Raw genomic sequence first — 23,697 nt, 5'->3', positions numbered from 1 at the left:
GAAGCACCGCCGCCCGACGCCGAACGGCGAGTGCGCCGGACAGGTGCCTCGGACTCCTCGTCGGGTTCCTGATCCGTGGCACTGTCCTGCAGGTCCTCGTCCTCTTCGTCCTCTGGAGGTTCGGTGTCGTCCAGTGCCTTGCGGGGGTTCCTGATCCGATCACTCAGCGAGTCGATGCGGCTGCTCGTCGCGCTCAGGGCGGCGGCCTTGACGGCGCCGACCAACTCACCGCGAATGGTCTCGGTCATCTTCGCCAGCTCTGGGGATGCGCTGAGACCGCGCTGCAACAACGCCTCCGGTGAGCCGACCTTGCCCGCGGCCCCTGCCGCCGCGACCATCAGTGCCAGCCGCATCTTGTGCGAGCGCCCGAGGAGGTAGCCGATCCCGACCCCCAGCGCCATGCGCGCTCCTGTTTTCATAGTTCATTCCTTTGCGATCAATGCCGTTGTGAGTCCACGACGGACCCGACGACCGCCGGTGTGGCGCGAAGAGAACCGCTTCCCGGTGGCCGTCGTCCCGACCGGTTGGGTCAACTGATGTGTCCGCGGCTGGGGAACGCGCGCAGGGCCCAGATCGCGTGGTTGTTACGGCCGCGGTCCTTCCGGGGGTGAAGTCCGGGGCCCGACCGGTGGCATGGTCTCGGATGCCGCGTGCCGTGGGCGTTCGCTGAATGCGACATCCTGGTCACGCATGGCGTCTTCGCGACCCCGTTGGTACGCCTCGGTGTGCGCCCGGGCCTCCGGAATCTCCGCTTCCACGCGGTTGAGCCACCGATCCCACCGCTGCTGCATCGGCCGCAACAGACCGCCGCCGACACCGATCACGATCACGCCGCCGACGGTGGCGAGGATGGCGATCAGGACCGGGGTCGTCACCTGGGTCGCGACACCGATCTGGTTGAGCGCGGCGATGACACCGAGACCGATGATGATCGCCTGCACCACCCTGGCCAGCACCCTGCCGTAGCTCAGTCCGCCAAGCGCACCGAGCATGAGTTCGGCGACGGCGTTGGCCACAGCGGTGACCACGACCACGATGATGACCGCCACGATCGCCCTGGGCAGCCACGCCACGATCGCCGACAGAATGTCGCTGACCGGATTCGGTCCGAACACGGAGAAAGCCAGCTGCAGGGCAACCAGCAACACCGCGTAGTAGACCAGTGTCGCAATGAGACCACTGGCGTCGTATCTGGACCGAGCGAGAGCGTTCTTGACACCTCCGCGTTCCACCGCGCGGTCGAAGCCGACCCGCTCCAGGAGTACTTTCACCACCTTGCGCAAGGCCTTCGCGATCAACCAGCCGATCAGCAGGATGATCAGGAAGATGACGACCTTCGGCGCCCACAATATGATGTTGCGAACAACATCGTTCCACGCGCCACGAATGTCCATTCGATTCCACTTCCTTCCGGCGCACGCACGTGCTCACACACCGACGCCCGCGGCAGACCGTCTCGATCTACCTGTCCGACTACCCCCACACCGTCCACAAGAAACTGTCTTCTCACATATATCCCCGCAACCGTCCATTTCGGACCGAACGGCGCCGGAGATATAAGATCCACACTGAGCCAACCAAAGGCGACAGATTTCGACTCCGCCACAGCAGACCGTCACCGACGCCTGCCAGGAGGCTTCATCGTGGCGACTCAAAGATCAAAGCGAGGCCTTGCGGAGAGGCAGGAAACTCATCTTGCGACACCTTGCGAGCGCACGAACACCGAGCGTCGCAAGTGGCGCACCGTCCACTTATGACCGGCGTTTGACGCTTTCCACCACGGCTATCCACACACCACAACAGCTCCAAACGCGATCAACGTGAGCGGGATGGCGCGGCGGGCTTGTTCCGCCGGCACGTTGTCGCGGGGGAAGCGCTCAGGCGGCGGGACACCCGCCGTCGACAAATGAGTGGAGACGTCATGGACATCACCGGCATCCTCAGCGCCTTGATCATTGGCCTGGTCATCGGCGTACTCGCCAAACTGATCGTTCCTGGCAGGCAGAAGACGCCAATCTGGCTGACGATCCTCGTCGGCATCGTCGCCGCGTTCATCGGCACAGCGATCGCCCGAGGGATCGGCGTCGAAAACACCGAAGGCATCGACTGGATCGAGGTGGCCATCCAGGTCGCCATCGCGGCCGTCGGCGTCGCACTCGTCGCCGGCACCCGTCGGCGCAAGTCGATCCTGTGACGGTCAGCCTGGTTTGCGGTGATCCATTGCCGCCGCACGTCCTCGCTGGCGGTGGAAGCGCGCCCGCGGGCGATCAGAATTCAATCTGCGTGCGCGGCGCTCAAAACATGTGGGCGTGACTACACCGGTTCGAGCTATCCAATAGCGCGCGAACATACAAACCGCGCAAGCTTGCCACCTGCGGGGACACAAACCCCCTTCAGACACGAAATATCGCAAATTTGCGACCTCTGCGTGGCCAACTCGTCGAACGGCACCGGATGAGCACTGCTGAGGCTGTGCACCGCGGGAAGATGCCACGCGATCGCGTCATGGCTTGCCATTCGCCCTTCGCCGGCGATCAGCACCGGCGGTGCCGCGCCGAGTACCGCCTCCACCATCGCGTGGCACGACGCGGTGACAACGGATGCGTCGGGCTGCACGATCAACGTGCGACGGCCGATCCGGATTCAGAGAGCGGAGTGTCGCAGCAGCTGGCCAAGCGGCTCATGGAGTCCTGTCACCGAGGACCAGACGCGGCCGGTCGTCGAGCTGATGGGCCACCTTGAAGGTCGCGTCCAGTGTGGACGGTGAGGTCGGCACCTCTTGGAAGGTGATGGCAGCAGATCGTTGGTGTTTTCGTTGAGGCCGCGCTGCCACGGTGAGTGCGGGTCGCAGAAGTAGATCTGGAATCCTGTCAGTGCCTCGCGATCTCCTCGTGCAGGATGAGTTCGCGGTCCTGGTCCCAGCTGAGAGTTCTGCCAAGCGGTGCGGAGATGTCGGCGGTCTGCGCAACGAGCGCGTCTCGGGTCTGCGGACGCCCCCTGAGGAAGTTCGCAACCAACCGATCGGATTGCGGGCGGGTGACGGTGGCGAGGGCGCCAAAGTGACTCATCACCCGATGAGGTGAACCCTGCAGCAGCAGCTGATCGGACGCTCCGAGTGGCCGCTATCTACATCGAGCAGGTCTTGCCTCGGAAGTGGAGGGAACTGGCGCGGGCGATCCTGCGGTCACCGAGACGGTTGCGCCTCAACACAGTGCTGACCTCAGCGCAGAGCGGACGACTCGACCACGGCGGAGGCAACGTGACAAAGGCGATCAAGATTGCGAGCATCACCACCGGTGGGGTTTTCGTCCTCGTGGTGTTCATCAGCCTGATCGGCTCATCGCCGGAAACCGTACGGGCAGGCAAGACCGAACCGACGGCGTCAGCGATCACCACGACGGCCGACGTGCCACTTCCCCCAGCGGCCACAACGGCAGCACCAACGAAACCTGCGGCCGCACCAACGACCGAGAGCAAGCAAGCAGCCGTGCCGGTTGAGCACAGGTCCGCCCTCAAGAAGGCCGAGTCGTACGTCGATCTCATGCACATGTCGAAGCAGGGAGTTTACGATCAGCTCACATCCGACTACGGCGAGAAGTTTTCCGCGGCTGCCGCACAGTATGCGGTCGACAACCTGAAGGCCGACTGGAACGCTCAAGCCCTGGCAAGTGCGAAGAATTATCAGGACACCATGCACATGTCGCCGTCCGCTATTCACGATCAGCTGACCTCCGAGTACGGCGAGAAGTTCACGGTGGCGGAGGCGGACTATGCCATTGCCCATTTGAACGACTGACGACGTGACATGTTGCGGAATCACGTTGCCGATCGAGGAGGAACGACCTCGTGCCGCTCGGCGGGAACAACCGCACCGCAGGAGCTTGCGTCGGGGCCCAGACCCGTCCTGGGCTCGCAGGCGGGCGACGACGCGATTCAGCCCAACGGGTGGCTCACGACAAACATCGAATGGTCGCTTCTCCCTGCAAAATGGAGGACCGGACGCGGATGCCGGATCAGCGGCCCGGTCATCGGAGCGACCACCTTGACGAAGTCCGACGACAGCATCGACACAGCAGCCAGCACGCTCGAGGACGAGCTCGGCCTGCGACATGTCGTCGTGCACGGCTACCGCCGCGCGTTCAGGATGGCCGGCAGTGGCCCGGCCCTGCTGTTCATTCACGGGATCGGCGACAGCTCGGCCACCTGGCTGCACGTGCTGCCGAAGCTGGCCCGGCATTTCACCGTGATCGCACCGGATCTGCTCGGCCACGGAGGGTCCGACAAGCCGAGTGCCGACTACTCCGTTGCCGGGTACGCGTGTGGCATGCGGGATCTGCTGGCTGTGCTGGACATCGATCGGGTGACCGTGGTCGGACACTCGCTCGGCGGTGGCGTGGCGATCCAGTTCGCCTACCAGTTTCCCGAGCGGTGTGAACGGCTCGTTCTGGTGGGAAGCGGCGGCATCGGCAAGCACGTGCATCCGCTGCTTCGGCTGGCTTGCCTGCCCGGCGCCGACCTGGTCATCTCACTGGCCACCACTGCGCCGGTCCTGCTGGCCACCTCGCTTCTCGCCCCGCTCGTGCGCGACGTCGGTGGCCTCGGACTCGGGTCCGACCTCCACTACGCCCTGGAGCGGTTCCGCTCGTTGGCCGACGACACCAGCCGACGAGCGTTCCTGAGGACCTTGCGGTCCGCGGTCGACTGGCGTGGGCAAACAGTCACCATGCTCGACCGGACCTATCTGCTCCTCGGGATCCCCACCCTGTTGGTGTGGGGTGATCGGGACCGGGTCGTCTCGATCGACCACGCGGATCTCGCACGGGCGGCCATGCCCAACAGCCGCCTGGAGATCTTCACGGGCGCCGGTCACTTTCCCCACCAGGCCGATCCCGAACGATTCGTCGCGCTGCTGGCAGACTTCCACGCCGCCACCGCGGCTGCCCGGCACGACCACAACCTCTGGCGCACGATGCTGTGCACCGGCCACTTCAACCGCGCCCAGCAGGAGCCAGTCGCACCGGAAATCCTCGATGCGGTGCACCAGGCCACTCACCCCAGCGGCTCGTGACGGCGTCCGCCACGGGCTGAGTTCAACGGTCGGCCGCGGCAGCGGTTCTCCTCGATCGGCCTGCGCAGCGCTGTGAACTGGTCGGCAGCCTCGAGGAACAGCGCGGCGGCCTGGGTGGTCTGCCCGGCCGCGCGGCGCAGTTCGGCCCGGACCTCCCACAACACGGCCGACCACGGACCGCCCTGCCACAGCCCGCTGATCCGCTCCGCCTCGGCGAGGTGGCGGCGTGCCCTGCCCAGGTCGTTCGCGCGGGCGCAGGCCCGTGCCGCCTCGATCCGGAAGCCCGTCGAGCACGGCCGGATGCACGTGCGGATGGACGACGGCACCGAGGCCGAGGCGGGCCCCGGCGACGCGGTCCTGATCGAGCCGGGTCACGACGCCTGGATCGTCGGCGCACGCGGCCATCCCCGGCACCGGCACCGTCACCAGCCCGGTGACCGTTTCCGGCCGCACGGGCAATGCCCCTGCCAACCTGAGGGTGAACGTGGACATCAAGCACAGCGCACGCGGCGACCTGACCATCGACCTGCTCGCGCCGGACGGCAGTGCCTACCCGCTGCTGACCGCCAAGGAGTCCGACGACTCCGCCAACCTGGCAGCTCCCCACACCGTCAACGCCTCCGGCGAGGCCGCCAACGGCGTGTGGCGGCTACGGGTGCAAGACGTCTACCGCGCCACCGACAGCGGCTACGTCGACTCCTGGCAGCTCGTTTTCTGATCGAGGTCGTGGTGCGTGAGTGTCATCGGAGACTGACAGATTCTGCGCCGAGGTCGGCGAACCGGCATCGTCCACACAGAACGTTGCCGCTGGAGAGTCACCCGCGGGCTCCCACCGCGTGGCACAGGTCCCGGAGAACCTGCACTCCGACGGTGAGCATCGCCACGTCGATGTCGGTGCTGCCGGCCAGCCCGGCATAGGCGGAGCGGGCGCGGGAGAGGGCGTCGTGGTTCTTGCGCGTCCACTCGTGCAGGCCGTTGGCCGCGAGGACGTCGGTGGCGATCGCGACGGTGAGCGCGGTGAGCTCGTCACGCAGAGCGGCCTTGGCCAGCTGGACCCAGTGCGAGTCCGCCGGCGTGATCGGAATCGTGGCGTACAGCCATGTGAGCCCCAGGGTCTCCTCCGCCGCAGCACAGGTCATCTGGAGGTCCACCACGTCGAACCCGCTGTCTTCAGCGGCCGCGGCCAGAGGGAGAGCCGCCTGCATCCGCGACGCCGCCCAGCAGGCTGTCAGCAGTTCCTCGGAGATGCCGAGGCCGGCGAGGTCGCGCAGGCTCCCGCCGAGCGACGAACCGTCCTCAGCGGGAGGTTGTGCGGCCATGGCCGCGCCGAGCCGGCCGACGGCAGGGCGGAACACCGCCGCCTCGGCGTCGATCGCCCCCAGTTTGCTCTTCCGCCGAACCAGCCACGCCACGTTGTACTCCAAGGCCCGCTCGAGCGAACGCCGGAGCGGGATGGTCGGCGTGACGGGGTACGGCGCGAGCCCGTCCCACAGCTCGTTCAGGCCGAGGAGGTTCTCGACGACCAGCACCGACCTGATCACCTGATCGGTGGGGGCGCCGGTGCGGTCCTCGACGCGATAGATGAAACCGGGGCCGACCCGGTTGATCAGCTCGTTGGCCAGCCGCGTCGCGACGATCTCGCGCGCCAGCTGATGAGACGAGATCTGCTCGGCGTACTCCTCGCGCAGGGCCTCCGGGAAGTAGCCGGTCAGGACGTCCGCCATCCCGGCATCCTCCGGAATGGTGCTCTTCCGCAGGATTTCGTGCACGAGGTTCTTGGCATGCGCCAGAATCACCGCGATCTCCGGCCGGGTGAGTCCGCGACCAGTTGCCCGCCGCCGCTCGATCTCCTGGGCGTCGGGCAGGTGTTCGCGGACACGAACGAAACCGTCGTGGGTCTCGAGATCGTGGATCACCTGCTCGTGCCGGTCCAGGGCCGTCAGGCCGTATCCCTCCTCGACGCTCATCGCGAGCGTCAGCCGCTCGCTGTCGACCAGTACGGCATCAACGACCTCGGCGGAGCAGGCGGCGAGGATCCTGTTGCGCCGCATGCGGTCGATGAGCCCCGACTGCTCCGCCGAACCCAGCAGGATCTTGAGGTTGACCTCGCGGTCGGAGGTGTTGACTCCCGCGGCGTTGTCGATGAAGTCGGCGTTCACGCGTCCTCCGGCCGTGGAGAACTCGATGCGCGCGAGCTGGGTCAGTCCCAGGTTGCCCCCTTCGCCGACCACGCGGCAACGCAGCCGGTCGACCGGCACCCGCACCCGGTCGTTGCCGCGATCCGCCACATCGGTGTCGGACTCGTGCGAGGCCCGCACGTAGGTGCCGATCCCCCCGTTCCACAGCAGGTCCACCGGCGCCTGGAGCACCGCCTTGACGAGTTCGTCGGCAGACAGCACTTCCGCGTCGACACCGAGCGCGGCCCGCGCTTGCCTCGACAGCGCGACAGCTCGGCCCGACCGCGAGAACACACCGCCGCCGGCAGAGATCAACACGGGGTCGTAGTCCGCCCACGACGATCCCTGCAGTGCGGCAAGCCTCGCTCGCTCAGCGAACGAGGTCATCGGATCGGGATCGGGGTCCAGGAAGATGTGCCGGTGGTCGAAGGCGGCGACGAGGCGAAGCCGGTTGGACAGGAGCATGCCGTTGCCGAAGACGTCTCCTGACATGTCGCCGATCCCCACGGCGGTGATCTCGTCCTGCTCCGGGTCGATGCCGAGCTCGGTGAAGTGCCGGCGCACCGCCACCCAGGCTCCTCGTGCCGTCACGCCGAGCAGCTTGTGGTTGAAGCCGGTGGAGCCACCGGAGGCGAACGCGTCGTCGAGCCAGTGCCCGGACTCGGCCGACTCCGCGTTCGCGAGGTCGGAGAAGGCCGCAGTGCCCTTGTCCGCCGCCACCACGAGGTACGGGTCGGGGCCGTCGATGGCCACGACGGCGGGTGGGGTCACCACGCCGGCATCGGTGATCGTGTCAGTGACGTCCAGCAGGCCACGCACGAACAGCCGATAGCAGCGACGCACCACGTCCGCCGACTCGGCAGGCGCCAGATCGGCGATGGAGGCCTTCACGACGAACGCGCCCTTTGCTCCGGCTGGAACGATCAGTGAGTTCTTGACCTGCTGGGCCTTGGCGAGCGCGATCACCTCATCCCGGTAGTCCTCGGCCCGATCCGACCACCTCAGGCCTCCCCTGGCCAGCGGGCCGTACCGCACGTGCAGACCTTCGACGTCCGGGTGGTGCACGAACGTCTCCACCCGAACCGCGGGGTCAGCGGGAAAGGGCAGCCTCGCCGGGTCGAGCTTGAGCACGATGGTGGCCGGTGCCCGGCCGGCCTGGTCGCGCCGGAAGTAGCTGGTCCGCGTGACCGCGTCCACCAGACCCGTGTACCAGTCGAGCACCCTGAACTCGTCCCTGGTCGTGGCGGCGTCGGCGTACTTCGCGAGCCTGTTGTCGACCGGTGGGAATCCGCTGGGGTCGAACCGCTGCTCGAACACCTCGATCCAGTGCTGGACGAACTGCGGGTGAGCCGACAGGATGCCGCGCACGTACGACGCGCTGGCGCCGAGCCCCGCCTGGCGGAGGTACTGACCGGCCGCGCGAACGAGCTGAACCTGCCTGGGGCTCAGATGCGCCTTGAGCACCAGCGAGGCGAACTCGTCGCGGTCCACCTCACGTTCCCACGCTGCGGTGAACGCCTCGGCGAGCAACGGCAGCAACTCGTCCAGACGAGGGTCCTCGACCGGCGCGAACACGAAGCTGTCCTCGGCCTCATCGGGCTCGTGGTCGGTGAGGACCAGTCCGAGGTGCTCGAACAAGGGCAACACGTGCGCCAGCGGAGGCCGGCCGCCGCGCCAGCCGACCACGCAACTGAGCCGCGAATCGTCGGCCGCCCACGCGACGCGGGGTGGCACTGCCGGTGCCCTGCGCAGGTCGGCCACAGCCATGTCGCGCCTCCGCTACCAGGCTATGTCCGACCGGCGAGGACCGCAGGAGGACTCCATCATCCCGTGGCCGGGCTACTGGGTCTTCCACTCCGCGTTGTCGGGAATCGACTTGTCCGGCACCACGACCTGGATGATGGACGGGCTGGTCGAGTTCGCCAGGGCACCCGCCACGGCGTCCTGCAGCTCCCCGTACGTGCTGACCTTCCAGCCCCGGCACCCGAACACGTCGGCCAGCTTGCTGTAGTTCCACGGGTGCAGGACGCATGACTCGTAGAACGGCTTGTCCGTGTGGAAGACCGTTGAGTCGGCGAGCCATTGCTCCACGCCGTAGACGCCGTTGTCGATCACGAAGATGACGGGGTTGAGCTTGAAACGAGTTTGCGTCGAGAGGCACTGGGCGGTCATCTGGAAGCCGCCGTCACCCGAGAACACCATCACTCTCCGGCTGGGCCCCTTCGCCAGGCAGAGTCCGGTCGCCGCGGCTGCGATGTAACCGATCGACGAGTAGGACGACTGAGCGACGAACGCTCCCTGGCCGGGTACGTCGAGCAGCAGGCTGCCGAAGTAGTTCAGGCTCGAATCGCTGCCGACGATGGTGTCCTCGTCGATGTACTGCTGAACGAAGTCGTAGAACCCCTGATAGGTGATCTGATCAGTGGAAGCCGTGGTCGGTGCGCCGTAAACCGGCTTCTCCGGCACACTCCACACCTTGGGTGCGAGCCGTTTTTCCAGGATCCCGTCGATCAGGTGTTCCAACGCGACCTGGCCGCCGAAATAGGTTCCGAGCTTGACCGCGTCCATCGACGCGAAGGCGGTCGTGTCGAAGTCCGGATCCCAGCCCAACGAGTTGATGTCGGTCAGCCAGACGCCGAGGGCCAGTGTGAAATCGGACCTCTTGACCAGGTCCGCGACGGCGGCCGACGACGCCTGGCCGTCGAGCACGCCGAAGAAGTGCGGGTCGTCTTCAGGGAGTACGGACTTGCTCATGAGTTCCGTGACGAACGGGACGTTCAGTTGCCGGATCAGGCTCATGGCCTTGTCCTGAAGGCCCAGCCGGTCGATCTCCACACCGACCCAGATCAGGGGGTTCTCCGCGCTGTCGAGCTTCGCGCAGATCTGCGCCACCGACTGTTCCAGACTGACCTCGTCCGACAACACCCTGGCCGGCTTCAGAACGCCTCTCGGCGGCTCGCACTCCAGGTCGACCATGTCCTCGAGCAGTTCGACGTACACCGGGCGCCGTTCGCTGATGCACTGAGTCAGCGCATAGTCGATCTCCAAAGGAGCAAGGTCGGGATTGTCGATTCGCACGGTTGCGACAGTGATGTGCTCGAACGACTGCCGATCGGTTTCTCGCCCGCTGATGAAGTGATGCGAACTGAAGCCGGTCTGTTCGAAGGTGAGCGTCCTCTTGATGCTCGGCGTGCCGTTGATCAGTACGAGCGGAACCTTCTCGACGTAAGCACCGGCGACGGCGTTCACCGCGCACAACGCACCCGCGGAGTAGGTGACGCAGAGAGCCCCGATGCCCTTCAGCCTCGCGTACCCGTCCGCCGCATAACCGGCGTTCACCTCGTTGACTTCTTCGATTATCTCAATGCTGCTCGGCGTGACATACCGGTTCAGCCAGTCGATCGAGTAGTCGCCCGCGATGGAGAACAGGTGGTCCAGGCCCAGTTGATGGAGCCGGTCCACCAGGTATTGCCCTACGGTGTATCGCTCGTTCATGGTTGAGCACCTTCGCAGTCAGTAGTCGCTGGCGTCGCCGAACAGTCGGGGCAGGTAGATGTCGAAAATGCCCGGACATTTGCGTTCGGGATACCGTTGCAGCATGAAGTCCTTGAAGGCGTCGTTCGTCAACCCGCTACCGATCGCCCGTTGAGCGGCCAAGAGGTACTCGATGTTGCGAGCGACTTCGTTCTTGTCGGCCGGCAGACCGTGGCCCGGCATGAACAGTTCGTAGTCCGACACCAGCATTTCCCGCAGTACCCGGATCCAGTGAGCCATCTGTTTGGTCAGATAGAGATGGGTACCGCTGTAGATCAGATCCTGGGCGAAGCACACCCCGAGGTCGGGAAGCCCGATGGTGAGCTGGAAGTCGATTTCCGCCTCTTCCACCTGCTCGAAGACGTACCTGACCCCGTCGATCGTCTCTTCACTGAGGCTGACGACCTTCTGGGGCACGACCACTTCGCCCGGCACCAGGTCACCGAGCTTCCAGTGGTCGCTCACCGAGTCTTCGCCGTGTTCCTGGATGAAGCTCGCGGTTTCAGCCAACGCGTAGACGGTGACGTCGCTGAACGCGGTACCCAGACCGAACCAGTGATCGGGGTGCCGGTGCGAGACGTACAGCCGTTCGATCGGCTTGCCCAGACTGTCGGCGTAGTCCCGGAACGCCCTCGCGTACGGAGCGAGAAACTGCGCGTCGACGAGGACTAGTTGGTTCCTGGTCTCGATGATGTGCGTGGCATTCGCGATGTTGTCGTACGTGAAGGACGAGACGAAGGTGTGAATCCGGACATCGCCCGCCTGCTTGGCGACCATGGTGATGGGATCTGACAGTTGAGCCGGCATTCGGGGCCCTCCTGAGGTGGTGGAGAGATGCGCCTGTCAAGCAGGGTCAGACGCGGCTGGTGGCCAGGCGCGACGGGTCGGATGACTTCCGGGCGGCGCGAGCGACCTGCTCTCGCAGTTCGTCCAGCGCGGCCATGGCAACGTCGTAGGCGCTGTCGGCGTTGGGCGTCGGCTCGTCCTCGCCCGGCCGCCAGAAGCGCCGGCGGGCCATTCGCATGGAGCTGTCGAACGGCGGGATCGCGTTGAACACCTCGATCAGGTACGGCCCGCGATAGACGGGTTCGAGCTCGTTCAGGACGATGTCCCACGGGATCCAGCTGTCCCGCACCGCGCCCCGGTCAGGTGCGGAGAGGTGGACGTAGTAGAGCCGATCCCGTCGTGCCGCTCGGGCGACGTTGTCCCTGAAGACCGATGGCCCCTGGCTTTCCATCACGACCTGGGCGGTGTCGATCGTCACGCCGCAGTGCCGGTGCTCGAGGCCGTCCAGGAAGTCCAGCACCTCGGAGACCATGTTGGGCGGGGGTGTCTCCCAGCTCTTCACCGGTTCGATGGCGAGCTTCACCTTCTGCGTCTCGGCGTAGGCGGCCAGATCCTCGAAGACCGAACGCGCCGCGTGATAGCGCGACTTCATCCAGTCGAGGAGGGCGTCGCTCCAGATCGGCTCACCGGAGTCCGTGACCGGAAAGACGCCGTAGGGGTAGAGGAACGGTCCTGACATGATCGAGTCGCCGCCCAGGACCCGGGTGATGTCGACGCGTGACTTGAGGTAGGACAGGGCCTGGCTGCGCTGTTCCTCGTAGGGCGACGTCGGGTCGAAGGTCCGCGTGGTCCCGACGTTGGTCGTGAACTTCACGTCCTTCAGCCCTGCCTTGTCGAACGCTTTCTTCAGGCCGACGTAGCTTTCGACCTCGAGCCGGTGGTCGACGGCCACGGGCCGGGAGGCGATGTGCAGGTCGAAGCCGTCGTAACCCATGTCGACGAGGGTTTTCAGATGGTTGATCAGGATCTGTGTGTAGCGCGGGTCCTGTGGCCTCAAGTCGGCCGTGAACATGAAGAAGCTGAAGAACACGTCTCGTTCGAATGTCGCGTCCATACCTGATGTCCTCGCTGTTCTGAGTGGTGCCCGAACGCCAGTCCAACGGCTGCGATTCCGGAGTGCGCTACCAGCCCAAGACGTCGGCGAGGTAGGCGCGGGCCTTCTTGGCGTACTCGAGCGGGATGGCCTTGTTCGGGTCCTGCTCGGCCTCCACGACGAGCCACCCCTGGTAGTCGGCGTCGGCCAGCGCCTCGAGGATCGGCCGGAAGTCGATCGCGCCGTCGCCGGGCACGGTGAAGACGCCGAGCTCGACGGCCTCCTGGAACGACAGACCTTCTTCACGCACCTGGCTCACGACCTCGGGCCGGATGCTCTTCAGGTGGACGTGGCCGATGCGGTCGGCGTGAGCTCGTGCCAGGTCCAGCGGATCATCGCCGGCGAAGGCGATGTGGGCGGTGTCGAGCAACAGGTGGACCAGGGCCGGGTCGGTCGAGGCCATCAGCCGGTCGACGTCGGCTCTGGTCATGACGCCGGTTCCCATGTGGTGGTGGTAGCTGAGCCTCATCCCGGCCGAGTTGGCGATCTTGCCGAGTTCCTCCAGGCCCGACGTCAGGCTGTCCCACTGCTCGTCGGTGAAGACCGGGCGGTTGGCGAACACGTCGACGGGGAGCAGGTGCGACGAAGCTCCGAACTCCGCCACGACCACTTCGGTCCCGCCCAGCGCCTTGACGTGGGCCAGCGTCTCCTCGAAGGCGGCGATCGTCTTCTGCCGCATCTTGCTGATCGTGAAGTACGTGCTCGTCCAGGGTTCGGACACCTGCAGTCCGCGGAGATCGAGAGCGGCCTTGAGCACGGCGGCATCGGTCGGGTACTTGTGCCCGATGCTGCAGCCCTGGAAGCCGGCGAGCGCCATCTCGCTCACGGCCTGGCCGAAGGGAATGCCGGCGTCGATGGAGGGGAAGTCGTCGTTCCACCACAGGGTGCAGCAGACGCCGAGCTTCACCTTGTCCGGGCTGAGGCGGTCACCCAGTTCTGTCATTTGGCTGCTCTTTTCAGGTAGCGGGGCTCGATGCGAGGTGGCTCGGCCCAGGTGCCGTAGCCGGGCGCCTTGGCGCCGGGAGGATTGGCTCCGATGGCGCGCCAGAGCAGCCCTTCCTGGTAGGAGGCGGCGGTGACGGTGGAGGTTTCGGCTGCCGCGTTGGCGCCGTAGCAGTCGGTCCACTCGGGTGGCAGGCCGTACCACGTCCCGGAGTACCAGAGCTTGATCACGTTGCGGGCGACCGGTCCGAGGCGGTCGTCGCTGAAGATCCGGTGACGCAGGGCCCGGTCGAGCCGGTTCCTGTCGGGGCTGCCGTTGTGACCGGCTGCGTCGGCCCTCGCCGCCCGGTGGGCGTTCAGGAGTGCGGTGACGACCTCGTCGCCGCAGGCAGCCCGCGCCTTGGCGAGGTAGTCGTCGGCCAGACCGGTGCCGAGCAGGTCGGTCTCCCCGAAGGCCGTGAGGTCGACCGACAGCGCCAGGAACTGTTCGGACAACTGGCCGGTCACCACGTCGCCTCGGCCATCTCGTCGGCTGTCGTGGAAGCGTCCGGATCGGACCAGGACACCGGCGGGATCTCGAAGGTGGGAGCGGCATTCAGACCGCCACTGCCTGGCAGCGGGTTGCGCACCAGCCGGGTGAACTCGTCGCGCAGGCGGAACATGGACCCGACGGCGTCCTGCATGAGGTTCGGTCGTCCGTTGAACGTCTTGGTGAGCAGGGCGAGGAAGGCCCCGTACTCGGCGTTGAACTTGCGGGCGGCCGCGGCGAGTTCGGATCCCAGCGGGTAGTCGGTCAGCCGGGCACTCACCTTCACCGGGTACACGTCGTCCCAGGTGATGCTCAGCGGTGGCCCTGTAGGTGCGTCAGGGTCGTCGCCCACCTCGTAGTAGCGGCCGAACTGCAGCTGACGGAACCGGTAGTAGTGGGCCAGTTCGCCGTCGGCGTCGTGGATGCCCGAATCGAGGCCCTCGCCCTGGTCGGCGATGAAACGGAGCGCTTGCAGGGCGGAGTCCAAGTCGGAGACGGGAATCACCGACCCGCCGCCCGAGTAGAAGTACTCGGGTCCAACCTGCCGTGCGGGATCCCCGCAGAAGAGCTCGGGATCGACGGCCTCCACCTTCTCCAGTCCTTCGATGATCTCCTCGTAGAACTCGCCGATGCTGTAGAAGCGCATCCCCTCGACCGTCGGGCTGGAGACCAGCAGCGAGCTGCTGCCCTCCGGTACTGGCACCAGCCGTGCACGAACACCGGGAGCGGCGCCTGGGCGCTCGATCTTGCAGAACGTCTCGATCGCCTCCGGGGAGAACGGGCGGAGGTCGACGGTGAAGTCGTCCTCCCCGTCCGGGAGGTAGGCGGGGTAGGACGGCACGAAACCGGGGCGGGTCAGGTCGGGTTTCCCGCCGATGGCGTTCAGGACGTTGGCGGCCAGCGTCAGGTGCAGCATCTCCTCCACCGCGGTCACCCGGATGATGTGAGCGGCGTCGGAGTTGGTCGTGGGACGGATGGAGTAGTACGCGGTCAGGTAGGGCGGGATGGTCGCGTGCTCGAGCGCCATCGCCGTGTGCAGGTAGCTGATCAGGTCGTCACGGTTCGCGATGGTCGGCGCGGTCACCCGGTTACCTCCTGAAGTCGGCCGTTCGTGCTGACGGCGATCGGTGCGGTCTCGGAGTCGAGCTGGGCCAACATGGCCCGGACGCTGCGCAGGCACAGGGCGGCGACGGTGAGCGTCACGTTCGACGTGCTCACGGTGGGCAGGCTCCCCCCGCCGACGAGGTAGAGGTTCTGGTGGTCCCAGCTCCGCTGATCCACGTTGACCACCGAGGTCGACGGGTTGCGGCCCATCATGTGGGTGCCGGCGAGATGGTTGCCCCCTCGGATCTCGTAGCCCTCGCCGCCGTACACCGCATAGCCCCAGAAGTTCGGGTCGTACTCGGTGTGGTCCTCGGCCCCGAGCCGGGCGAAGATCCGTTTCGACAACTGCCGGGCGTACGCCACCCCGCGCATCGTGTAGTCGGGCAGGTCGTAGGTGAGGATGGGCCGCATGTTCCCGAGGTTGTCGGTGTAGGCCGGGTCCACCGTGATCCGGTTGCTCGGGTTGGCGGGGACCTCGACCATGAACGCCAGCTGCAACTGGCGGGACACCCGGTCCACCAGGCCCTGGCGGAGGGACTCGCCGTAGCGGCCGCCGGCGTCCACCAAATCGACCAGGTCGCTCATCGGTGCCCCGCGTGCCCAGCCCCAGCCGTCGTTGTGGATGTCGACGCTGAATGCCGCCTGGTGGCGCCGGAAGTGCCCCCCGCGCAGGTCCGTGATGCCGCCGGTGCAGTTCGTGCCCCGGAAGGTGCCGGCCACCTCCGGGAGCAGGCCCCACGCCAGGAGATAGGCGTGGTCCATGAAGTTCCGCCCCATCAGGCCGCTCGAGCCGCGCAGGCCGGAGGCCAGCATCAGCCGGGGGTTTTCCACCGCGTTTGCGGCCAGGATGAACAGCCGGCCCCTGGCTCGCACGGTGGTGAAGTCCGGGCTGTCGGGCCGGTCGTAGCGGCGGTACTCGATCTCGGTCACCCGGCGGGTGACCTTGTCGACGTGCACCTTGTAGGCCACCGCCTGGGCCACCAGGTCGACTCGGCCGCTCTGGAGCGCGACGGCGAGGGTCTTGCCCGCGTGGTACTTGGCCTGCACCGGGCAGATGGGCACGCAGTTGTTGTTGCCCTGGCACCGTCCGCCGACCTCGACCTGGTACGTGCTCACTGCTCCCCGCGGCACGTAACCGTTCCCGCCGTCGTAGGCCGGGTTCGGTATTCCGTTCCGCCCCTGTGGCCACGGACGGACCCGCAGCTTCCGCTTCTCCCCGCCGAGCTCGACCGGCATCCCGTCCAGGTCCCTGGCGACCATCTTGTCCAAATAGGACAGCGGCAGGCCCTTCATGGGGAACACGTAGTCCTCGCTGAAGGTGATCCCGAGGTAGGCCTGGTCCTCCACATCGGCGGAGACGCCGATTTCGCGTTCGGCCTCGTCGTAGTACGGGGAGAGGTCGTCGTAGGTGAGCGGCCAGTCAGCCCCTTCGCCGTAGAGCGTGCGCATCCGGAAGTCCTCCGGCAGCATGCGCGGCGTCTTGGCCTCCCAGTGCATCGTGGTGCCGCCGAGAACCCTCGTGTAGGTGGTGTCGGTGGCGAGAGGTCCACTTTGGACGATGTAGGCCGAGGCGTCTGGCGTACCGGGCACGATGCGCCGTGCGTCGGTGCCGCGCGGCATCGGGGCGTTGGCCACGACCGGGTACGGGGACTGGTTGTCCTTGCCGGGTGCCGCGTAGAAACGGTCGAGGTAGCTTTCGTAGCCCCTCAGCGTGAGGTCTTCGGCCGAGCCTGCTTCGAGGATCAGCACTCTCTTGCCCGCGTCGCTCAGCCGCGAGGCGATGATGGCGCCGGCGATCCCGCCGCCGACGATGACGGCGTCGTAAAGAATCTCGGCCGTCGCCGCGGGGTCGGTGCGCTTCGCCGCCCCGTGGGGGAATTTCACGTACATGGCGCAGTCACTCCTCTGCCAGGCCGCGGGGGTCAGACGGCCTGCGCCCGAGCTCGCAAGGCGGACAGGTAGGCGGCGTAGCTCCACGTCAGGTTGTGCACGCTGCGCTCGTAGCCGGTGGTGCCGTCGAACTGCTCGGAAAGCTCCAAGTGATCGCTGTGATAGACGACGGCCCGCACCATGGCGTCACCAGTCGCCACCAAGCCGGCGGCCGCTACCACCGGGGCCGTCGACGAGTCGATGCCGGACTGGGCGAAGAAGGGAGCCGACAGGTCGTCCAGGGGTACCTTGCGGCTCGACCTGATCTCGGCCGCCAGGCGGTAGTGCAGCTCGGCGACATTGCACGTGGAGAGGGCCCACGGGTGACCGCCGAGCACCGGGTGGGCGGTGTCGCCGTCGTAGACATCTCCCGGGTAGCGGCCGAACAGTGGCCCGATACCGAAATTCTCCTTGTCCGCCTTGTTGATCGGGTAGAAGGCGATGCCGCCTTCCTCCCACTGCGAGCGCAGCTGGGCCGCCGTCGCCAGCAGCTTGGTGTCCGTAACTGGAATGGCGCCGTAAACGGCTGACTGGACGATGTCGATGTTCGGGTCGTAACCGCTGACGACCGGATTCTGCGGTGATGGCGGGGTCCCGTCACCGGGGTCGGCCAGCAGGCTCACGTACTTGCTCCCGTCCCAGTGGCCGGCGAGGGCCTGACGCAGCCACTTGATGGCGGGCCGCAACTCGGCCGGCTTGTCGATGCCGGCGATGGTCGAGGCCTGGATCTCCTCGAAGCAACGCAGCTGGGCGGACCGAGCGAAGAAGCTGAACCCGCTGTGCTCCTCCCACAGGTTCGTGGTGGGGTCCTGGTAGACCTCGAGGAGGAAGGCGGTGTTCGAGTTCACCAGGTCGACCGCCAGCTTCTGGGCACCGTGATCGAGCTGGTCGAACGCGGCCAGAATGGTGATCGACTGCAACGCCGGACCGTCGTTCTGCTCGGTCCACGGGCGGACGTCGCCGGCGATGGTGAAGCAGGCATGCCCCTTGGTCGGCTGGGCGTTGGAGTGGCAGAGGTCGGCGAACTTCACGTAGTCGTTGAGCGTCTGCACCGTCCCGTCGGGGCCGGTGGGCATGGCGGCCTTGACCACCTCCATGGCCGTGATGGCCCCGTCGCGCACCCAGTTGAAGACGTAGTCCTCGTCGGTGCCGGGGGTTTCGGCGGGAAACGACGGGGCGGCGATGACGCAACCCGGCTTCGAGTCCCGGGAGATGTCGCCCGGCGACTGCGGATCACTGAAGATGAAGCCGTCACTGGCGATGTTGCGGAACATGAAGGCGTACATGACCGGCACGAGCGCCGCCAGGTCCACCGCTCCGGAGGCAAAGGAGTTCTGGACCGTCGCCCGAACTCGGGAAGTGTCGTCTGGCCGGTTCGTGCGAGCGGGCACATCGGACGGGATGGTGGACTCGACCATTTCTGGACTCCGTTGTGTCGAACGGATTTGGCTTCGGGGAGCAGCTAGTTGTTCTGCCGGTTCTTTCGCCATCCAAGCCGGTCACTGGCCGCCGTCTTCGTGATGGCCGCGGGTCGGAGCAAACCTTCCGATACGCAAACAAAGTGTCCGAGCGCGAGCCCGGGCCAGGAGTGACCATCAACCCGACAGTCGGTTTGCCACCCGCCCGCGACGCCTCCAACTGAGTCAATGCTCGACCCCACCCAAAAGATCGTCAAGACCCGAAATCAACGTGCGCCCAATGGTGTTGAGCCCACGCCGGAAGCAGCGACGATTTGTACGTCGCACCGCGCGGTGCGCAGAGGGACCTGTAATCACGGCAACATTTTGATCGCCGGGTTGAAAATCACATTCACCCTGTTCATCGACGCGCCCACGAACTTTGATCCCTCTTTCAGGCGGTGACTGGAGGTCGAGAGCCTCATCCACACTCGTCGATCAAGCCGCCGTTGACTGACCCGACCACGCATCATGACGCCACATGTCGCCGCGCTCAGCGAGGCCGACGGTGGTTGTAGTGGGAACACGCCCACCACCCTCGGTCCGCCGCCACAGGGCGACGTGGTCGCGACGCCTATTTCCAGAGAATGAAAGTTCGTCGATATCACCAGGGTTGGCGATCACCGTCGGATTGGCCCTTTGAAGGGAAAAGAGGTACCCATTCCACATGAACACGCGAATGGATCACCCTTGCCACGTGCGAGGGTGATCCATCTCGGACATTCTCTTACCCCACGGGATTCTAACGATGCAGCAGACCCGTCCAACATCCGTCACTGCTGACTTGCTGGCTGTCTTCGCCCTGCGTCCGTCTCTCCCGGACCCCGAGACGGGTCGTCACGCCCGCGACTACTACACAGCCTCGGCCCCACTCTCAAGCCACCAGCCGGAAACGGGCCTGCCCGTGACTGTCCCGGATGGACAGTCATCGGGCGACTCTCGGGTGGTTCCCACGTTCACCAAGTAATCGATCGGCCAGCGAGGCGCCCAGCTCTACTCCGGCAGCATCGCCACGGCTACGCCGCAGACCTTCACCATGGCCTCCCCACCGTTGGAACTACACGGCTTCGGAGTTGACGACCGGACACAACCCCGTCCGGACATCACGCGCTGCACACCGGCCCATATCCACCAGATTGGATCCGACTTCGCTGTTACGAAGCGTCAACCGCTGGTTCACTCTCGTTACACCGTCTGGCCTTGCCGAACAAGCCCGCACCGTCTGGCAGTCCCGGCACGTCCCGCCCTTGTCGGGGCCGCTTGCCGCCCTTCCCGGCGTTCCTCCAGGTCAGGCTGCCCCCAGGCTTCACCCGGCAGCTGCGACAGCCGGGCGGGAAAGGTCTCTCACCCCTCCTCGATCACCTCGGCGCCTCGTGGCGCACAACTCCGCCGCAAAGAAACTGGCCGCTGACCTCAAGATCTGGTTCGCCCGCCGCAGCTCACGATTCTCCCGCTCCAGCCGCGCGACCCGCTCCGCCTCGCTTGACGTGGTGCCTGGCCGGTCACCGGCGTCGATCTCCGCGCGCTTGCCCGGGATGCGTTGCTCCGTGCGGGAAATGCTGACCCAGTTGGCCGGCATCGGAGAAAGTGTGTTGACCTACCCCTCGACCGGAGGTCGACCCAAAGCCCGTCGCATGCTCACCGAAACCACCCCCGAACAAGACCGACTCGCTACCGTCTTCGGGCTAGGCTGGCTCGACCAGTCAGCGGCGACGAGGGGTTGGGGCCTGTGGCTCGGCGTTCGGACTCACCGGTGGTGATCCTGAGCATTCTGCTCGTGCTTTCACTCGCCGGGTGGTTCGGCTTCGACTACCTGCACGAACGGCTCTCCTCTTCGAGCTGTGACACGGTCGCCACGCTGAGCGTCGTGGCCGCGCCGGGCATCGCCTCGGCCGTGGCCCGTGTGTCGGAACAGGACGGTGCCGCGTGCTATCGAGTCGAAGTGATAGCGCGGGAATCCGCTGAGGCCGTCGAGTCCCTCGCGCAGGCCAAACCGGATGTGTGGATCCCGGAGTCGTCCCAGTGGCTGCTGCGCGCCCAGCGGCGGGGTACGTGGGACATCCCCGTCACGGGCCCGTCGATCGCGTCCTCGCCCATTGTGCTGGGGCTGACCGAGACCGCCGCGCGGCGGTTCGGCTGGCCAGAGCGAACGCCCACCTGGGCCCAGGTGTTCAGCGGCGAGCCGGCGATCGGATTCGTCGACCCGGCCGTCGACCCGGCAGGCCTGTCGGCGTTGATCGCCACAGGTGAGCTGACCGGATCCGCTCCGGACCCGGCCGGTTCCTATGCCCTGACACTGCGCAAGCTCACCAAGCACGCCGTCCAGAAACCCGCCGAGCTGTTCGATCCCGCCCGGCCACTGGACGGCGTGGTGACACCGGAGTCGGACTTGGGAAAACACGGTCTGGTCGGGGTGTACGCCGATCCCGCCGTGCCTTCGCTGGACTACCCGTACGTCGTCCTGCCCGGTCCCGATCAGGGCAAACGTGATGTGGCGCAACAGTTCCTGAGTCGCTTGCTCGACCAGACCTCCGCCGGGCAGTTCGCCGAGGAGGGCCTACGCGGGCCCGACGGGCGGGCGCTCGGGGGTTCGAGCGCCGCAGTGGTCCGACCGGTCGCCCCTCCCGCCGACCCCGACCAACTGCTCAACCAGTGGGCGGCGGTCAACCGCAGCGCCCGGATGCAGGTGCTGCTGGACGTGTCCGGATCGATGGCCCAGGTCGTCCCCGAGGCCGCCACCGACCGGATGACGCTCACCATCCGGGCCGCCGAGTTGGGCATCAGGCTGTTCAAGCCGACCACGAAGATCGGCCTGTGGCGGTTCTCCACGAACCTCGACGGCGACAAGGACCACAAGGAACTCCTGCCGGTGCGGCCGGTGGGTGAGCTCCTGGCCGACGGCTCGCTGAACGAACTCCGCAAGGTCAAGGCGATCCACAACGGCGCCACCGGCCTGTACGACTCGGTGCTGGCCGCCTACACCTCGGCCCGGCAGAACTGGGAGCCGGGCCGGATCAACCTGGTGGTGGTGCTCACCGACGGCAAGAACGAGGATCCCCAAGGGATCACCCAGGAACAGCTGCTCGCCCAACTGGCCGAGTTGCAGGACCCGAAACGGCCACTGCAGATCATCGGCATCGGCATCGGGCCGGACATCGACCCGGTCGAGCTGCGGGCGATCTCGCGGGCGACCGGCGGCGACGCCTACACCACCGAGGACCCGACCAAGATCGTCGACGTGTTCTACGCAGCGATGGGCAGGTTGCTGAAGACGTGACCACCACCACCGAACCGCGGCAGATCGTCCTGGCCTGGCCCCGGCCGATCACCCTGGCCGCGGTCGCGATCGGCGTCATCCCGTTCGCGATCCACGCCTGGATGGCGTTCAACGGCTACTTCGGGCACGACGACTTCGTGATCCTGCACCGGGCGGCGGCCCACGGGCCGTTCGACCTCGACTACCTCTTCCAGGACTACAGCGGCCACCTGGCGCCCGGCATGTTCCTGCTGGCGTGGTTCATCACGGCGGTCGCGCCGCTGAGCCACGTGTTCGCCGTGCTCCCGCTGCTCATGATGCTCGCGGTGGCGTCCGTGCTGTTCTGGCGGGTGCTGACGCGGTGCTTCGGGTCGCGCTGGACACTGCTGTTGCCGTTCGCGGTGTACGCGTTCTCCCCCCTGATCCTGTACCCCACCCTGTGGTGGGCCTACGGCGTGCAGCTCTTCCCGTTGCTGCTGACCATGTTCGGCGCGATCAACGCGCACCTGACCTACCTGCGCACTCGCGCCACGAAGCAGGTCGTCATCACCCTGCTGTGGACCGTCGCCGGGCTGGCCTTCTACGAGAAGGCGGCGTTGTTCATCGCCGTGCTGTTCGGGCTGACGCTGCTGCTGGGCGAACGGGTGCCGTGGCGGGTGTGGCTGGCGCACGGGGTTCCCCTCGTCGCGTTCGCCGTCCTGTTCCTCAGCCTGACCACCAGCCGTGTCAAGAACGACCTGCCGTCCGCGTACTCCATTGTGGAGTTCGTCGGCCTCGCGGTGGTGAACACCTTCCTGCCGGGGTTGTTCGGCGGCCCGTGGACCGGTCCCGCGCCCGGCGCGACCATCTCGACGTCACCGCTGTGGCTGCGCCTCACCGTGGCCGCGGTGGCCGTGGTGGTGCTCGTGGGCGGACTGCTCAAGGCGCCGCGGCGCGCTGGGGCGGCGTGGCTGATGCTGGCCGGGTACTTCGCGGTCGACTTGGGGCTGGTGATCGTGACCAGGCTGCCCGAGATCGGGCCACTGATCGGCAACGACCCCCGGTACGTCGCCGACGCGGTGCCGATCGCCGTGCTCTGCGCGACGTTCGCGTTCCTCGAACCGGGCGAGCGCACCGGCGGCCTGAAACGGCCGGTCGTGCTCGGCCTGGTGACGCTGCTCGGGATCAGCGCCACGTTCAGCTTCCTGTGGCTCGCACCCGGTCTGCGGTTCGCCAAGTCGGAGCAGTACGTCAGCACCGCGCGTGCCGCGCTGACGGCGAACCCGTCGATCGTGCTCTACGACACGCATGTCCCGAGCGAGGTCATGTCGGAGTGGTTCGTCTACGACAGCCTGGCATCCAGGGTGGTCGGTCTGCTCCCTCAGCGGCCGAAGTTCGACCAGCCCGCGGAGGAGATGTTCCTGTTGGACGACAACGGATCGCCGCAAAAGATCACCGGCGTCAAGGATCCGGTTGTCGGCAGGAAAGGTCCGGTGGCCGACTGCGGCTACCCGGTCGGCGGCCAGGTCGTGACGATTCCGCTGAGCAGCCGGGTGGAGGGCCGTCGGCTGCTGCGGATGGAGTACTACACCTCCAGCGCGGGCCCGGTGCGGCTCGCGCTGGGAACGGTCGCCCAGGAGGTGAACCTCGTCGAGGGCCTGCACGTGCTGTACGTCGTCGTGAACAGCGGCTCAGACCGGCTGGAGATCAACCGCGGCACCGAAGTGGACCCGATATGCCTTGTGGACGTCCGGATCGGTTCCCCTACGACGTGACCGGACCT

Annotated in this window: 19 protein-coding genes and 2 pseudogenes; 8 read left to right on the top strand and 13 right to left on the bottom strand. The window is 66.5% G+C overall.

Going from position 1 to position 23,697, the window contains the following annotated elements; all coding sequences use genetic code 11:
* Both DI276_RS50930 and DI276_RS16610 read right to left on the bottom strand, forming a co-directional pair.
* A partial coding sequence (locus tag DI276_RS50930) for a hypothetical protein (RefSeq protein WP_198680673.1) occupies positions 1-401 on the bottom strand: 401 nt, incomplete at its 3' end.
* A 183-nt stretch (positions 402-584) separates the two neighbouring features.
* Positions 585-1,394, bottom strand: a complete 810-nt coding sequence (locus tag DI276_RS16610) for a mechanosensitive ion channel family protein (RefSeq protein ID WP_112264210.1) — start codon at positions 1,392-1,394, stop codon at positions 585-587.
* 527 nt (positions 1,395-1,921) lie between these two features.
* Here DI276_RS16610 and DI276_RS16605 point away from each other — a divergent pair.
* The 3 genes from DI276_RS16605 to DI276_RS16585 all read left to right on the top strand — a co-directional run bounded on the left by DI276_RS16605 (position 1,922) and on the right by DI276_RS16585 (position 5,068).
* Positions 1,922-2,194 (top strand): GlsB/YeaQ/YmgE family stress response membrane protein, encoded by a 273-nt coding sequence (locus DI276_RS16605; RefSeq protein WP_112264209.1) that lies wholly within the window; start codon positions 1,922-1,924, stop codon positions 2,192-2,194.
* Positions 2,195-3,259: 1,065 nt separating this feature from the next.
* Positions 3,260-3,796 (top strand): Ltp family lipoprotein, encoded by a 537-nt coding sequence (locus tag DI276_RS16590; protein ID WP_198680672.1) that lies wholly within the window; start codon positions 3,260-3,262, stop codon positions 3,794-3,796.
* A 246-nt stretch (positions 3,797-4,042) separates the two neighbouring features.
* Positions 4,043-5,068: an alpha/beta fold hydrolase gene (locus DI276_RS16585; protein WP_408610547.1), complete on the top strand. Its 1,026-nt coding sequence runs from the start codon at positions 4,043-4,045 to the stop codon at positions 5,066-5,068.
* On the opposite strand, the gene DI276_RS50925 is transcribed toward DI276_RS16585, so the two are convergent.
* Positions 5,050-5,394 (bottom strand): hypothetical protein, encoded by a 345-nt coding sequence (locus tag DI276_RS50925; RefSeq protein ID WP_112264207.1) that lies wholly within the window; start codon positions 5,392-5,394, stop codon positions 5,050-5,052. The genes DI276_RS16585 and DI276_RS50925 overlap by 19 nt on opposite strands.
* A gap of 107 nt (positions 5,395-5,501) precedes the next feature.
* On the opposite strand from DI276_RS50925, the gene DI276_RS16570 reads away from it, so the two are divergent.
* A complete protein-coding gene (locus DI276_RS16570; protein WP_198680671.1) occupies positions 5,502-5,786 on the top strand; it encodes a proprotein convertase P-domain-containing protein in 285 nt (94 codons plus the stop codon).
* A gap of 97 nt (positions 5,787-5,883) precedes the next feature.
* Here DI276_RS16570 and DI276_RS16565 read toward each other — a convergent pair whose 3' ends face one another.
* The 9 genes from DI276_RS16565 to DI276_RS16525 form a co-directional block, all read right to left on the bottom strand.
* On the bottom strand, positions 5,884-9,012 hold the full coding sequence (locus DI276_RS16565; protein ID WP_112264205.1) for an NAD-glutamate dehydrogenase domain-containing protein: 3,129 nt from the start codon (positions 9,010-9,012) through the stop codon (positions 5,884-5,886).
* Between the two features lie 72 nt (positions 9,013-9,084).
* Entirely contained in the window at positions 9,085-10,740 is a 1,656-nt protein-coding gene (locus tag DI276_RS16560) for an alpha-keto acid decarboxylase family protein (RefSeq protein ID WP_112264204.1), read from the bottom strand.
* An 18-nt stretch (positions 10,741-10,758) separates the two neighbouring features.
* Positions 10,759-11,586 (bottom strand): MBL fold metallo-hydrolase, encoded by an 828-nt coding sequence (locus tag DI276_RS16555; protein ID WP_112264203.1) that lies wholly within the window; start codon positions 11,584-11,586, stop codon positions 10,759-10,761.
* A gap of 46 nt (positions 11,587-11,632) precedes the next feature.
* A complete protein-coding gene (locus tag DI276_RS16550) occupies positions 11,633-12,679 on the bottom strand; it encodes a sugar phosphate isomerase/epimerase family protein (protein ID WP_112264202.1) in 1,047 nt (348 codons plus the stop codon).
* Positions 12,680-12,746: 67 nt separating this feature from the next.
* A complete protein-coding gene (gene iolE, locus DI276_RS16545; protein WP_112264201.1) occupies positions 12,747-13,661 on the bottom strand; it encodes a myo-inosose-2 dehydratase in 915 nt (304 codons plus the stop codon).
* Positions 13,658-14,167, bottom strand: a complete 510-nt coding sequence (locus DI276_RS16540) for a hypothetical protein (protein ID WP_198680670.1) — start codon at positions 14,165-14,167, stop codon at positions 13,658-13,660. The genes iolE and DI276_RS16540 overlap by 4 nt, the downstream gene beginning before the upstream one ends.
* Positions 14,164-15,273: a ferritin-like domain-containing protein gene (locus tag DI276_RS16535; protein ID WP_198680669.1), complete on the bottom strand. Its 1,110-nt coding sequence runs from the start codon at positions 15,271-15,273 to the stop codon at positions 14,164-14,166. Before DI276_RS16535 ends, DI276_RS16540 begins: the two co-directional genes overlap by 4 nt.
* Positions 15,270-17,183, bottom strand: coding sequence for a GMC oxidoreductase (locus DI276_RS16530; RefSeq protein ID WP_112264200.1), 1,914 nt, complete (start codon positions 17,181-17,183; stop codon positions 15,270-15,272). The genes DI276_RS16535 and DI276_RS16530 overlap by 4 nt, the downstream gene beginning before the upstream one ends.
* 32 nt (positions 17,184-17,215) lie before the next feature.
* Positions 17,216-18,640 (bottom strand): glycoside hydrolase family 15 protein, encoded by a 1,425-nt coding sequence (locus DI276_RS16525; protein ID WP_112264199.1) that lies wholly within the window; start codon positions 18,638-18,640, stop codon positions 17,216-17,218.
* Positions 18,641-18,868: 228 nt separating this feature from the next.
* On the opposite strand from DI276_RS16525, the gene DI276_RS49980 reads away from it, so the two are divergent.
* Positions 18,869-19,084 carry a hypothetical protein gene (locus tag DI276_RS49980; RefSeq protein ID WP_157984756.1) on the top strand — a complete coding sequence of 72 codons (216 nt, stop codon included), beginning with the start codon at positions 18,869-18,871 and terminating at the stop codon, positions 19,082-19,084.
* A gap of 988 nt (positions 19,085-20,072) precedes the next feature.
* On the opposite strand, the pseudogene DI276_RS52115 reads toward DI276_RS49980, so the two are convergent.
* Positions 20,073-20,207: pseudogene (locus DI276_RS52115) on the bottom strand (IS3 family transposase); the annotation flags it as partial.
* Positions 20,208-20,211: 4 nt separating this feature from the next.
* Here DI276_RS52115 and DI276_RS53615 point away from each other — a divergent pair.
* From DI276_RS53615 to DI276_RS16510, 3 genes and pseudogenes are all read left to right on the top strand, one after another.
* Positions 20,212-20,439: pseudogene (locus tag DI276_RS53615) on the top strand (hypothetical protein); the annotation flags it as partial.
* Positions 20,409-21,956 (top strand): substrate-binding domain-containing protein, encoded by a 1,548-nt coding sequence (locus DI276_RS16515; protein ID WP_232836700.1) that lies wholly within the window; start codon positions 20,409-20,411, stop codon positions 21,954-21,956. The pseudogene DI276_RS53615 and the gene DI276_RS16515, both read left to right, overlap by 31 nt.
* The gene (locus tag DI276_RS16510) at positions 21,953-23,689 is read left to right on the top strand and encodes a hypothetical protein (RefSeq protein ID WP_112264196.1); all 1,737 of its coding nucleotides are present in this window, start codon (positions 21,953-21,955) and stop codon (positions 23,687-23,689) included. Before DI276_RS16515 ends, DI276_RS16510 begins: the two co-directional genes overlap by 4 nt.
* The last annotated feature ends 8 nt before the right edge of the window (positions 23,690-23,697 follow it).

Origin of the sequence: Lentzea terrae (genome assembly GCF_003265345.1) — a bacterium.
In the GTDB taxonomy this organism is placed as follows: Bacteria; Actinomycetota; Actinomycetes; order Mycobacteriales; family Pseudonocardiaceae; genus Lentzea; species Lentzea terrae.
The sequence above is the reverse complement of the archived record's forward strand: the minus strand, read 5'-3'. Positions and strand labels throughout refer to the sequence as shown.

Excerpts from the sequence above, each read along its gene's own strand:
- DI276_RS16610 (WP_112264210.1), bottom strand. The coding sequence starts at position 1,394 with ATGGACATTCGTGGCGCGTGGAACGATGTTGTTCGCAACATCATATTG.
- DI276_RS16605 (WP_112264209.1), top strand. The coding sequence starts at position 1,922 with ATGGACATCACCGGCATCCTCAGCGCCTTGATCATTGGCCTGGTCATC.
- DI276_RS16565 (WP_112264205.1), bottom strand. The coding sequence starts at position 9,012 with ATGGCTGTGGCCGACCTGCGCAGGGCACCGGCAGTGCCACCCCGCGTC.
- DI276_RS16560 (WP_112264204.1), bottom strand. The coding sequence starts at position 10,740 with ATGAACGAGCGATACACCGTAGGGCAATACCTGGTGGACCGGCTCCAT.
- DI276_RS16555 (WP_112264203.1), bottom strand. The coding sequence starts at position 11,586 with ATGCCGGCTCAACTGTCAGATCCCATCACCATGGTCGCCAAGCAGGCG.
- DI276_RS16550 (WP_112264202.1), bottom strand. The coding sequence starts at position 12,679 with ATGGACGCGACATTCGAACGAGACGTGTTCTTCAGCTTCTTCATGTTC.
- iolE (WP_112264201.1), bottom strand. The coding sequence starts at position 13,661 with ATGACAGAACTGGGTGACCGCCTCAGCCCGGACAAGGTGAAGCTCGGC.
- DI276_RS16530 (WP_112264200.1), bottom strand. The coding sequence starts at position 17,183 with ATGTACGTGAAATTCCCCCACGGGGCGGCGAAGCGCACCGACCCCGCG.
- DI276_RS16525 (WP_112264199.1), bottom strand. The coding sequence starts at position 18,640 with ATGGTCGAGTCCACCATCCCGTCCGATGTGCCCGCTCGCACGAACCGG.
- DI276_RS49980 (WP_157984756.1), top strand. The coding sequence starts at position 18,869 with ATGCTCGACCCCACCCAAAAGATCGTCAAGACCCGAAATCAACGTGCG.